We start from the raw sequence: 13113 nt of genomic DNA, 5'->3' as shown, positions 1-13113 counted from the left end.
CATGGCATTCGAAATACTGGACCAGGGCATGATCGCCCGCCAGCCGTCGACCGGTCCAGACGCCGTCGCGGCCTGTTCCCGCTGCGTGGTCACGGCGGATGGCGGCCTGGTCTGTTCCTTCGCCGTCCAGGAAGCCCTCGGCCGGAACGATTTCAAGCAGGTCATCGTCCGCTCTGAAGACGGTGGCGGTACGTGGACGAAGCCGGCCTACCTGTGGCCCCATCTGCACGAAGATTTCGCGCACATCGGATCAATCAGCCAGGCGCCGGACGGCACTTGCTTCATCGCGGGCATCCGCGTTCCTATTGACGAGCCGGGTGAGTCGTTCTGGCGGGACGAGACCCACGGCATCAAGCAGAACGCCATGTTCTGGGCGTCGTCCGCGGACCAGGGCCTGACCTGGACCGATCCTGCGCCCATCGTCCTGCCCGCCTCCGGTTCGGCCGAGGCGCCCGGCGCGCTCACCGTGACGCACGACGGGACCTGGATCTGCTGCTATTCGCCCTACAACACCTTCGATCCCGCCGTGGAAGTGGATCGGAACCGGGTGATCTACCTGCGCAGCACCGATCAGGGCGCATCGTGGACCCATGGTACGATGTTGCGTTTCGACGATGCCGGGTCGACGGCCGCCGAGGCCTGGGTCGTGGAACTGGCCGATGGCCGGCTCCTGGGGGCGTGCTGGCATATCGCCCCGCACGGCAAGCCGGATTATCCCAACGCGTACGCCCTCTCCCGCGACGGAGGGCTGACCTGGACGCCGACCCGGTCCACGGGCACGTTCGGACAGTCCATCTCACTGACCGCCCTGGCGGATGGACGGGCGCTGATGGCGTACAATCAGCGGCAGCACGGAGATCCCGGGATACGCCTCGCCGTCGCGCGGCCCACGGACGATGATTTCGGGGTAGAAGCGGATGAACTCGTCTGGAAGGCCGAGGTCCGGACCCAGAGCGACACCTCCGGCGATCATGATGACTGGCAGGACTACTCCTTCGGCGAACCCGCGGTAACGGTGCTCCCGGACGGCGCGTTCCTGGTCGTGTTCTGGCTCATCCAGCCCGATGTCCGGGGCATCGGCTACGTGAAGGTGAAATAGCGCCTTGTCCGGCACCCGGATCATGCTGGCCCCACTGATCATGGCGCTTGTTCGGCACGCCCTTATCGCGATCGTCCTCTCTGGCTGATCCCGTACCGCACCGATAGTTCATTCCTTTCCCAACCTGATCTAATTCGGCGTTCCCGTCCGGTCGAGTTCAATCGAGCAAAACTGCCATTTTGGCATATCTGCCATTTTGGCAATCTATATCGAATCTATTCCGGTTTTTCGACCGATTAAGCAGGCGGTTCTGCTTGAAAACAGGGCGAAATCGCCAGCATCACGGCTGAAACAGCTATGGCACACGTTTTGCGATTTAAATGGCCTGGTATGTGATGAAACCGGCCATATCAGGATAGAACAGGCGAGGAGGGACCTCATGAGAACGGATAAACTGACGCAGAAATCGATGGAGGCGATCCAGGTTTCCCAGGAGATCGCCCGCAGCCGCGACCATAACCGGCTGGAGCCCGCGCACCTGGCGCTGGCGCTGCTCGAACAGGAGGAAAGCCTGGCGGCCATTCTGCTGGAAAGGGCGGGAACGGATCCGAACCGGGTCCGGGAAGGGCTGGAAGCGGTCCTGGACAAGCTGCCCGGGGTAACCGGCGACGGCGCATCGCTCTATGCCTCCGACGGCTTTCAGCGGGTCATGGACCGGGCGCTGAAAGAGACACAGAAACTGAAAGACGCGTACATCAGCGTGGAGCATCTGCTCCTTGCCCTGCTGGACGATGGCGGGGAGGTCCATCGCGTCATGAAGGAGGCCGGCGTACGACGCGAGGGGATCATGAAAGCCATGAAGGAAGTGCGTGGAAGCCAGCGCGTCACGAGCCCGACGCCGGAGTCCGGCTACCAGGCCCTGAAGAAGTTCAGCAGGGACCTGACCGACCTGGCCCGGGAGGGCGGACTCGATCCGGTCATCGGCCGGGACGAGGAAATCCGGCGGGTGATCAAGGTGCTTTCCCGGCGGACCAAGAACAATCCCGTGCTCATCGGCGAACCCGGCGTGGGGAAGACGGCCATCGTGGAAGGACTGGCCCAGAAGATCGTGGCCGAAGACGTCCCGGAATCCCTGAAGGGACGCAAGGTGATCAGCCTCGACATGGGCGCCATGCTGGCCGGGGCCAAGTTCCGCGGCGAATTCGAAGAGCGTTTCAAGGCCGTGCTGAAGGAAGTGGAGCACGCCGCGGGCGACATCGTGCTGTTCATCGACGAGCTGCACACCATCGTCGGGGCGGGCGCCGCGGAAGGCGCGGTGGACGCGTCCAACATGCTCAAGCCGGCGCTGGCCCGTGGGAACCTGCGCTGCGTGGGCGCCACGACCCTGGACGAATACCGCAAGCATATCGAGAAAGACGCCGCACTGGAAAGACGGTTCGCGCCCGTATACGTCGGCGAGCCGTCCATCGAAGACACCGTGTCCATCCTGCGCGGACTCAAGGAACGCTACGAGATCCACCACGGCATCCGCATCCGGGACGGCGCCCTGGTCACGGCGGCGACCCTGGCGGAGCGGTACATAAGCGACCGGTTCATGCCGGACAAGGCCATCGACCTGATCGACGAAGCAGCGGCGAACCTGCGCATGGAGATCGACAGCATGCCGGCCGAACTCGACGATCTCGAAAAGCAGATCCGCCAGCTCGAAATCGAGCGGGAAGCCGTTAAGTGCGAAAGTGACGCAGAGGAACGCCTCAAACCCGTGGAAAGCAAGCTGGCCGACCTTGCGGCGCAGCGCAGCGTCCTGCGGGCCCACTGGCTCGCCGAGAAGGAACTGGTAAAGACGATCCAGGAGATCAAGGAACAGACCGAACAGCTGAATATCGAAGCGGACCGGGCGCAGCGCATCGGCGATTACGAGCGGGCGGCCCGCATTCAGTACGGCGAGCAGCTGGAACTCGACCGCCGGCTCGAGGAGAAAAACCGGGCCCTGACCGAACTCCAGCGGGAGCGGCGGATGCTTAAAGAGGAAGTGGACGAGGAGGACATCGCCCAGGTCGTCTCGAAGTGGACGGGCATCCCAGTGAGCCGTCTGGTCGAAGGCGAGGTCGAGAAGCTGGTCCAGATGGAGTCCCGCTTGCACCAGCAGGTGGTGGGCCAGGATGAGGCGATCGTCGCCGTGTCCAACGCCGTCCGCCGGAACCGCGCCGGCCTGGGTGACGGAAACCGGCCTATCGGCTCCTTTCTCTTTCTCGGGCCCACGGGCGTAGGCAAGACCGAACTGGCCCGGGCCCTGGGCGAGTTTCTCTTCGACGACCGGGGCGCCATGGTCCGCGTGGACATGTCCGAGTACATGGAGCGGCATGCCGTCGCCCGGCTCATCGGCGCGCCTCCGGGTTACGTGGGTTACGAGGAAGGCGGGCAGCTCACGGAAGCCGTGCGGCGCCGGCCCTACCAGATCGTGCTGCTGGACGAGATCGAAAAAGCGCACCCCGACGCGTTCAACATCCTGCTGCAGGTCCTCGACGATGGGCGGCTCACGGACGGCCAGGGCCGTACCGTGGATTTCCGGAACACCGTGATCATCATGACCTCCAACATCGGGACGGAGCACATCGGCGGTCACGACGCGACCCAGGACGACCAGGCGCGAGAGGACGTGATGCGTGCGGTGCGGTCCCACTTCCGGCCGGAGTTCGTCAACCGGCTGGAGGAAATCATCCTCTTCCATCCCCTCGACCGGGACCAAATCCGGGACATCGTCCGAATCCAGCTGGACGAACTGCATGGACGGCTTTCGAAACAGGCCGGGTTGACGCTGGAACTGGCTCCCGAGGCCGAGGCACTCCTTGCGGAGGAGGGCTACGAACCCCAATACGGCGCGCGGCCCCTCAAACGGGTGATTCGCAAGTACGTCGAGAACCCGCTGTCCATGGCGCTGATCGAGGGCAGGTTCCGGGAAGGCGACGCGATCCGCGTGATCCGCGTAGGCGACCGCCTGGACTTCGTCCGGCAGGATGCGTCCGCGGCCGCTTGATGCAGGTCAGGAAGACACGCACATACAATTGAATTGACTGCGTTTTCCGTAATGCCCATCTTGATCTAAAACCGATCGATGTGGGTTATTAAACAAGCAGACTGGCGGGAGTATGTCATGCGGCAAGCGCACCTGCTTCTGCTTTTTGGGTTACTGGCATTCACGGCATGTGACGATCCGGGTCCCACCGAACCCGTGTTGCCTGCAATCGAAAGGGAAGCGCAGCGGGTAAAGTCAGAACTGGCGAACCGGTCATTCCGCCGGTTCCACCCATCCCGCGACGCACCGGAGAGAAAGGCCGTCATTATCGACTTTTTCGGTAGTGAGGACCAGGCAATCGGCCTGTTTGCGCAATATGCCCTGAACGAAGTCGCACTCGCCGAATGGGAGGTCAGCGCGGGGAACTACAACGTCGAAAAATCCGGATCGGCGTATACGCTCGTACCGATTGAACCCTCCTCCTCCAGAAGCCTCCCTGCGCCTTGCGAGAACTGCATTCCGGTATCCGGCCTGTCAATATCCGTGAGGAATCTATTCAACGGTGGGAATATTCAGTTCAAGCTGAACAATGCCGGCAACCGGCTACCCTTGCCCTTTCCGATATTTGATGAATGGTCCACGTGGTCCGAGGACGAGTATTTCGATGGATAGTCGTGCATGACTGATGGTTGTTTTATGATCGGGTCTGCGGCGTTTTTACGCGAATTTCAGCCACGCTATGCCAACTGGGTCGGCTTAAAATGAACAGACGATCCTTTCTGAGAGAATCCGCAGGGGTGACCGGCGCGGGCGTCCTGGCGGGACTTGTCGGCGGGCGCGAGACCGCCGTCGGCCAGACGACCGACCCCTACGGGCCATCCGGATCCATCACGGACGTCGAAGGAATCAAGGCCGGACACTTCACCGACCCGCGACGTCCGACAGGCTGCACGGTGATCATGGCCGAAGAAGGGGCCGTGGGCGGGGTGGACGTGCGAGGCGGTGCTCCCGGCACCCGGGAGACCGACCTGCTCGATCCCGTGAACATGGTGCAGCGGGTCCACGCCATCGTCCTGTCCGGCGGCAGCGCTTTCGGCCTGGACACGGCCACGGGCGTGATGCGCTACCTCGAGGAACGCTCCATCGGATTCAACGTGCGTATCGCCCGGGTCCCGATCGTCCCCGCCGCCATTCTATTCGATCTCGGCATCGGCGGCAAGCCGGAAATCCGCCCCGACGCAGAAGCCGGCTACCGGGCCTGCGAGGCCGCGACGCGGGATCCGGTCCCCGAGGGCAGCATCGGGGCGGGAGCCGGCGCCACGGTGGGCAAGATGTCCGTCGGCGTGCCGGGCACCCGCACGGCCATGATGGGCGGCATCGGCAACGCCTGCTTCACCACGCCCGACGGGCTCAGGGTCGGCGCCATCGTTGCCGTGAATGCCGTGGGAGACGTGTACGATCCGGATACGGGCCGCGTGCTCGCCGGCGCCAGGATGCCGGATGGGTCCGGTTTCGTCCGTGTGGCCCGGCGGATACGCGAGACCGGGTCGCTTCGCCTGGAGGCGCCGCCCGGGAATACGACCATCGGCGTCATCGTGACCAATGCCGGTCTGACCAAGACCCAGGCCAGCCGCATCGCCCAGGTCGGGCACGACGGGCTCGCCCGCGCCATCAACCCGGCCCACCTGCAGGCGGACGGGGACACCCTCTTCACCATGGCCACCGGGACCTGGGAGGGCGACGTGAACCTCTCCCTGGTGTCCATCCTTGCGGCGGAAGCCGTCACGCGGGCCATCATCCGCGCCGTCGTCACGGCCGAAGGCCTGCCCGGGTATCCCTCCTATTCGGACCTGAACGCGGGATGACGGCAAGCGCGACTGAAGCTCTATGTCCCCCTACGTAACCGCCCTCCTCGTTTATTCCATTTTCCTCATGGCGATCGGCTGGTGGACGTCGCGGTCGGTCCGCCGCGCCGAGGACTTCTTCGTGGCCGGCCGGCGGCTTTCCCCCGCGCTGCTGTTCGGCACGCTGCTGGCCGCCAACCTGGGCGCCGGTTCCACGGTGGGCGCCACGGGCCTCGGCTACACGCACGGGATTTCGGCGTGGTGGTGGGTCGGGTCCGCGGGCATCGGGAGCCTCATCCTGGGCCTGACCGTGGGGCCCCGCATGTGGCGCGTGGCCAAGGAACAGAACCTGTACACGGTCGGGGATTACCTGGAGCACCGGTACAGCCGCGGCGTCCGGGGGCTCATCGCCGTGCTGCTGTGGTTCGGATCCCTGGCTATTCTGGCCGGACAGCTTATTCCGCTGGCATGGATCCTCAACCTCACGCTGGGCATCCCAAAGTACGTCGCCTGCCTGGCCGGCGGCGCCGTGGTGGTCGTGTACTTTACCTTCGGGGGGCTGACGTCCACCGCCCGGGTCAACATGGTCCAGCTGGTGGTGAAACTCTCCGGCTTCATCCTGGCCTTTCTCCTGATCGTATTGGGGGCCGGCCTCCTGTCCGGCGAAAGCGCGGCGCCTACCGGTTTCGAGAGCTGGTTCGGGGACGATCCTACCCGAATCTGGGGTTACTTCATCGTCCTGGTGCCCGCGTTTATCATCTCGCCGGGGCTGCTGCAGAAGATCTACGGCGCCAGGGACGCCCGGGCGGTCCGGCAGGGCGTCTGCACGAACGCCGTCGCCCTGATGCTCTTCGCCTTCATTCCCGCGCTCCTCGGCATGGCGGCCTACCACGCCTTCCCGTCCCTGGATTCTCCAGACCTCGCGCTGCCCCGCCTGCTGATGGACGCGCTGCCCTTCTGGATTGGCGGGCTGACGCTGGCCGCCGTGTTCTCCGCGGAGATCAGTTCCGCGGACGCCGTGCTCTTCATGCTGACGACGTCCCTGAGCCGGGACCTGTACCAGACCTATATCGAACCCGGCGCTTCCGAGCGGCGGATGCTGGCCGTCAGCCGTATAACGGCCGTGGGCGCGGGACTCGCGGCGGTAGTCCTGGCGGCCGTGCTGCCGGACGTCATCACCGCGCTGACCATCTTCTACAGCATACTGTCCGTGGCGCTCTTCGTACCTCTGATCGCGGGACTGTACTCCACCCGGCCGAACGCGAACGGCGCCCTGGCGACCATCGCCGGTTCCGTGCTGGTGATGATCCTCGTGCATCTGGGGTCGAACGGCGGCGGATTGGCCGGCATATCCCCGGCGACCTGGGGCATCGGAACGGCCGTGGTCATCATGGCGCTGCACATGCTGTATCGGCGCGGGACGCGACCTGCCGGATGACATTGGAACCTGCCGGATGACGTCAGTATCGACCAGGCAGCGTGCATTGAAGCGACATAAGCACGACAGTACATCGACTAACCCAACGAAGGAGGAAAACATGCTCAACGACCTGAGGGGCGTAATCCCCCCGGCGACCACCCCATTCTCCCGGGACGGTGCCGTGGATCTCGGGGCCATGAAAGAACAGGTCAACTGGTTGATCGACCAGGGGGCGCACGGCATCGCGGTGGGCGGAAGCACCGGGGAGGGCCATACGATAGACGTCGATGAGTTCCGGGGTCTCGTGGACACGACCCTGGACGCGGCGGCGGGACGCGTGCCGATCGTTGCCGGCATCATCGTCGACAGCACCCGCGATGCGGTTCGGCGGGGGCAGGCCATCGCCGATCTCGACGTGGCCGCGCTCCAGGTTACTCCGGTCCACTACCTCTTCCGCCCGGACGACGATGCCATGCAGGAGCATTTCAGGGTGATGGGCGAGGAAGTGGATCAGCCCATCATCATCTACAACGTGGTGCCCTGGAGCTACCTCTCGCCGGAACTGCTCTGCCGGATCATGGACGAGGTGCCCGGCGTGGTCGGCGTCAAGCAGAGCGCCGGCGACCTGAAGCTGTTCGCCGACCTGATGATCATGGCCGACCCGGAACACCTGCTCTTCTGCGCCGTGGACGCCCTGATGTACTCGGCTTACACCCTGGGCGCACGCGGATCGATCGCGGCCATCCTGACGGCCGCGCCCCGGGCCTCGGTGGATGTATGGGACGCGGTACAGGCGGGCGATCACGCGCGGGCCCTCGACCTGCACCGAAAACTCCTGCGACTCTGGAACGCCATGGCGGGGACGAACCTGCCGGCCTGTACCAAGCATGCCCAGACGCTGCAGGGCTGTCCCGGAAGGTTTCCCCGCGCCCCCATGCAGGAAGCGACCGACGAGCAGAAGCGGAGCATCGAGGAAGGCCTTGCGCTCCTGGGCGCGCTGGACGGTTAGCACGGCAAGGACCGCGCAAGATGGAGGAAATGTCAAGGATGCCCGCTTCGGATCGCACACACGCTTCAGATAGCAAGTCCGCTTCGGAACCGCGTCCCGTCCGCATCGAACCGGACCGGCTGACCCGGATCATGGACCGCATCTTCGAACGCCTGGGGCTTGAAAGCGAGGAAAGGCAGGTAGTCGTCGAGCGGCTCATGGAGGCCTCCCTCTCCGGCTACCATTCCCACGGCGTGATGCGGATCATCATGTACACGGAAGGCATCCGCGCGGGCAACATGATCCCGGGCGCGCCGATGGACGTCCTGGGTGAGACCGTCTCCACCGTGCACCTGGACGCCAACTTGGGCATAGGCCCGTGGACGGCCACCGAGGCCATGAAACGCGCTGTCGGCAAGGCCGCGGCGACGGGTGTCGGCTGCGCGAGCGTTGTGAACGCCAACGATATCGCCCGGCTGGGAGGATACGTGGAACAGCCGGCGAAAGACGGTTACATCGCGTTGCTCATGACCAACGACGCCGGGGGCAATCCCTGCGTGGCACCATGGGGCGCGACCTCCCCCCTGATGAGCACCAATCCCATGGCCGTCGGAATCCCCCGGGAAAGCGGCGACCCGATCCTCATCGACATCTCCACGGGCGTTACGTCCGAGGGCGGGTTGAAGATGCTTCGGAACAAGGACCAGGCGGTACCCGACGGTTGGCTCATCGACGGCGATGGGCGGACTACGACGGATGCCGAGGACTATTTCGCAACGCCCAGACGGGCGGCGATTCTGCCATTGGGCAGTCTGCTCGCAGGACACAAGGGCTTCGCGCTGAGCATACTGGTCGATGTGTTGACCGGCGGACTGAGCGGCGCGGGCTGCAGCGGCCGATCCCCGGATGACCTCGACCAGAACGCCCTGTTCATCCTCGCCATCGACCCGGAGAAATTTGCTTCAAGGACCGCTTTTTCCACCGAAGTCGACCGGCTCGTGGAAAGCATCAAAGGCGCGCACAAGGCGCCCGGCGTTGACGAAATCCGGGTACCGGGCGAAGGCGCGCGTCGCAAGCGGGAGCAGCAAACGGTCCAAGGCATCGAAATCGATCCGCCCGTCTGGTCCGCCATTCAGGAAATCATGGACGAACTGGGCATCGGGCGAGACAAAGTGTAGTCTGGCCACTTCGCCAGGCCGCAGTCTCAGCTGTCGCGGTCCCAGCTACCGCCTGCTCAATTTCCGCCGTACCCTACCCGGATACCCAGGTAGCCCGTAATGCCCACGGTCCCGTAGCCCAGGACCTCCTCGTACTTCGTATCGAAGAGATTGTCGACCCGGCCGAACAGTTGAAAGTTCGGCGTGATCTTCCAGTTGGCGGCGACATTCACGATCCCGTAGCCGTCCAACGTAACCGGTGTCGCAGGCCAGGTGGAAAAGTCGTTATCCCGCCGTTCCCCCGCGAACCGGTAACTCAGGTTCAGGTCGAACCCCGGCCGTACCCGCTGATCCAATACGATCCCGCCGCTGTGCCGCGGCCGCCGCAACAACTGCTCATCCGATTCGTGGTCCTTTGAATCGGTAAAGGTGTAGTAGGCCCGCAGAGATGTTCCCGCGCTCCCCGAATACCTGCCGGTCAACTCCACGCCCTTGCTCGTTGCCTTGAAGACGTTCTTGTAACTGGAGGTCGCACTATCCCATCCGACCATGTTATCGTAGGTATTGTCGAAGTACGTCACACCGGCCGCAAGACGCTGGTCAGCCGTATACTGTTCGATCCCCGCTTCCCAGCTTTTGCTCGTACCCGCTTGAAGCGTGGAATCACCGAAGGATGAATACAGCTGGAACAGTGAAGGCGCCTTGTAACCCGTACCGTAAGCGCCTTTTATCCTGGTTCCCGTCTCCTCGAAGAATACGTTTGGTGCGAGGTTGTAGGTAAATTCGGATCCGAACCGGTCGTGGTGATCGACCCGGATGCCCGCGGCGGCGAACAATGCGTCGCCATACTGCAGCATCTCCTGCAGGTATACGCCTGTCGTCCTCGCCGTCTGACGGTCGAACTTGCTCGAAAACGGCCCTTTTGACTCCGATTCTCCCTGTTCCGACTCGGTTTCCGCGCCGAACACGACGGTATTCCCCTCGGATAGTAACAGCGTGTGCTGCCAGTCCACCTTGTGCAATCGCGCCTCGAACGTGGAATTCGAGGCCGTCTCCTGGTTGGCGTCCACTGGATTGTCGTCTTCTCTGCTGTGGTCGACCAGGCTGTAGCCCAGGGTCTGCTTCCATCGCTGCGACCAGAGCTCGAGGGTCGCGGAGGGCCGGACAAACAGTTGCCTGGATGAGTTTATCCGGTTGGGATCGTCGCCATTGGGGCCTGTTCCGTTGTCGATATCGGCGCGTCCATCCGTGTACCGGACGTTGAGATCGACCGAGGCGCCGGTAGAAGGCGTCGCCCCGAAACGGCCACCCAGCGTGGTATTCCGGTATCCATCTTCTTCCATGTTTCCCAGGGCGTTCGCCGAAATACCCCTCGTGTTGAGGAACGATCCGTCCATCGAATACCGGTATTCTGCTGTGCCCCCGCTCAATCCCGCCCGGCTTCGAAACGTGCCCAGTGCGCCACCCTCGATGGAGGCGTCGATCTTCGGCGGACCTTGTCCCTTCTTTGTAATGATGTTCACCACGCCCGCGATGGCATCCGATCCGTAGAGCGTGCTCTGGGACCCGTACAGCACCTCGATCCGTTCTACCTGGTCGACGGTCAGATGCGCCGGAGTGAAGCTGCGTCCGGGAGACATGGGATCGTTTACTTCGACGCCGTCAATCAGAAACAGGGTGTAGGCCGATTCGGCGCCTCGAAGGAAAACCGACGCGTTTTTTCCCGGTCCCCCGTTCTGCGCTACGCTCAACCCCCCTACGCCACGCAACACTTCGGCGACCGTCGTCTGACCGGCGCGCGCCATGTCTTCGGCGGTGATAACGGCGATCGAACTCGAGACCTGCCTCAGGGGCGTTTCGATCTTGTTGCCTGTGACGACAACGGTGTCCAGGATGTATCTAGGCGCCTGGTCCGCCGCATCCTGTGTATCCTGCGTATCCTGGGCGTAGCCTGGCAAAGCCGAAAGCAGGATAAGACAGAAAACGGCTCTAAGTGTGCTTCGCTGGTATTTCATTTTGGGCTCCTGACCTGGTGAATGGTTCGGTTTTGAAATCGGCGACACAAATCGACGACACAAATCGGGGCTATCTAATTACTGAATCAGGCTGTTTTCACAAGGTGACCTCCCTTAAAACAAAAATCCCCGCACCTGAACGATGTCAGATACGGGGATGCCGTTTATCATCCTCGGAGCATGGCCCGCGCAATACCACGCCCCCAGTATACTTAGCCGGAGCGTCTACGCCGGATGGCCACGCTTACCAATATCCATGTACACCGGACGACTTCAGTCCACGGAAGTGCCGATGAAAACTATGGCGCAGGTCGGTCTTCTGGCTTCCGGATCGTTCTACTCACCGCGCCTTCCCATTCCTTTCGGAACAGTGGCTCGAGCCCATTAGGCTCATAATGCGGTTTTCGTCCCCGGTCACAGCGACGGGTCCGCGACGGATTCGCACCGTCTTCCCAACTTCTCACCTGCTGCTGTCAAAGTAGTGCCGCCTCGACAGGAGATCAAACGAAAAGTGTGAATTATCTTGAGGTACCCACCGGTCCGAGACTAATATCCCTTGCACTGCAATTCATGCACTGCAATATCGGAATGCAAAAAGAGCATAAAGTTCGAATAGGACAACCACGATGACGGACAGCTTAAAAGTCGGCCTGCTGGGGGTCGGTTTCGATGCAAACTCGACCTTTCGCCGCGGGCCGGCCGCCGCGCCGCCCGCGATCAGGGCCGCCCTCGGCTCGGAGTCCGGCAATCCCTACTCCGAAACCGGCGTGCGGGTGTGGCCGAGTGACAGCGTGTTCGATCACGGCGATCTCGACGTGCCGAATGAAAAGGGCACGCGCGAACCCATCGATGCCATCGAGCGCGGGGTAAGTCGGGCACTGGGCGAAACGCCGCGGCTCGTCGTCCTGGGCGGCGATCATGCAGTTACCTATCCCGTGGTGCGCGCTTTCGCTGCGAAACATGGCCGGATCAGCCTGCTGCACTTCGACGCGCACCCGGATCTGTACCCCGATTTCGAAGGCAACCGCTATTCCCATGCCTGCCCTATGGCCCGCATCCTGGAAGACGGACTTATCGAGCGGCTGGTCCAGGTCGGCATTCGAAGCTTCACGCCCGCGCAGCACGACGCGGCGAAGCGACACAACGTCGAGGTGATCCCGGCCTACTCGGCCGGACCGGTTCCGTCGCTGGCGTTCGACACGCCGGTCTATATCTCGATGGACATCGATGCGCTCGACCCTGGCTTCGCGCCGGGTGTTTCCCATCCCGAACCGGGCGGACTGAGCGTGCGCCAGGTCCTCGAGGTCGTTGCCGCGATGCGTGCGCCGTACGTGGTTGGCGGTGACGTGGTCGAGCTCAATCCCAAGCTGGACCGAGACGGCGGGACGGCGATCGTCGCCGCGAAACTGACCTGTGAACTACTGGGGCGCGTCATACTCGATGGGCAAGGGGATTGATTCTGCCGCGGTTACAGCACCAGGGCTTGTCTAAAATACCGGGAACTTTTCTGTTTTTAATACATCACTGATTCGACTGCAATAACTCCAGAATACGTTCTACCTTCTGATCAAGGCTGTTAACCTTCTGATCAAGGCTGTTAACCTTCTGATCAAGGCTGTTAACCTTCTGATCAA

The 13113-nt window shown here is 62.9% G+C and carries 9 protein-coding genes and 1 riboswitch; of the genes, 8 read left to right on the top strand and 1 reads right to left on the bottom strand.

The genetic code is table 11. From position 1 onward, the window contains the following. The first annotated feature begins 1 nt into the window (after nt 1). The 7 genes from OXH56_14755 (at nt 2) to OXH56_14725 (ending at nt 9485) form a co-directional block, all read left to right on the top strand. Nucleotides 2–1099, top strand: coding sequence for a sialidase family protein (locus tag OXH56_14755; GenBank protein MCY3556571.1), 1098 nt, complete (start codon nt 2–4; stop codon nt 1097–1099). A 379-nt stretch (nt 1100–1478) separates the two neighbouring features. Continuing rightward, on the top strand, nt 1479–4076 hold the full coding sequence (gene clpB / locus OXH56_14750) for an ATP-dependent chaperone ClpB (GenBank protein MCY3556570.1): 2598 nt from the start codon (nt 1479–1481) through the stop codon (nt 4074–4076). Nucleotides 4077–4193: 117 nt separating this feature from the next. After that, nucleotides 4194–4727, top strand: coding sequence for a hypothetical protein (locus OXH56_14745; GenBank protein MCY3556569.1), 534 nt, complete (start codon nt 4194–4196; stop codon nt 4725–4727). Between the two features lie 89 nt (nt 4728–4816). Beyond that, nucleotides 4817–5920 (top strand): P1 family peptidase, encoded by a 1104-nt coding sequence (locus OXH56_14740; protein MCY3556568.1) that lies wholly within the window; start codon nt 4817–4819, stop codon nt 5918–5920. A gap of 22 nt (nt 5921–5942) precedes the next feature. Next, entirely contained in the window at nt 5943–7337 is a 1395-nt protein-coding gene (locus tag OXH56_14735; protein ID MCY3556567.1) for a sodium:solute symporter family protein, read from the top strand. A gap of 100 nt (nt 7338–7437) precedes the next feature. After that, the gene (locus OXH56_14730) at nt 7438–8328 is read left to right on the top strand and encodes a dihydrodipicolinate synthase family protein (protein MCY3556566.1); all 891 of its coding nucleotides are present in this window, start codon (nt 7438–7440) and stop codon (nt 8326–8328) included. A gap of 38 nt (nt 8329–8366) precedes the next feature. Continuing rightward, nucleotides 8367–9485 carry an Ldh family oxidoreductase gene (locus OXH56_14725; protein ID MCY3556565.1) on the top strand — a complete coding sequence of 373 codons (1119 nt, stop codon included), beginning with the start codon at nt 8367–8369 and terminating at the stop codon, nt 9483–9485. A gap of 56 nt (nt 9486–9541) precedes the next feature. Here OXH56_14725 and OXH56_14720 read toward each other — a convergent pair whose 3' ends face one another. Beyond that, the gene (locus OXH56_14720) at nt 9542–11479 is read right to left on the bottom strand and encodes a TonB-dependent receptor (GenBank protein MCY3556564.1); all 1938 of its coding nucleotides are present in this window, start codon (nt 11477–11479) and stop codon (nt 9542–9544) included. 291 nt (nt 11480–11770) lie between these two features. Continuing rightward, nucleotides 11771–11962: riboswitch (cobalamin riboswitch) on the bottom strand. Between the two features lie 143 nt (nt 11963–12105). Here OXH56_14720 and speB point away from each other — a divergent pair. After that, nucleotides 12106–12936, top strand: coding sequence for an agmatinase (gene speB / locus OXH56_14715; protein ID MCY3556563.1), 831 nt, complete (start codon nt 12106–12108; stop codon nt 12934–12936). Nucleotides 12937–13113 lie beyond the last annotated feature (177 nt).

The organism is Gemmatimonadota bacterium (assembly GCA_026702745.1).
GTDB lineage: Bacteria > JAAXHH01 > JAAXHH01 > JAAXHH01 > JAAXHH01 > JAAXHH01.
The sequence above is the reverse complement of the archived record's forward strand: the minus strand, read 5'-3'. Positions and strand labels throughout refer to the sequence as shown.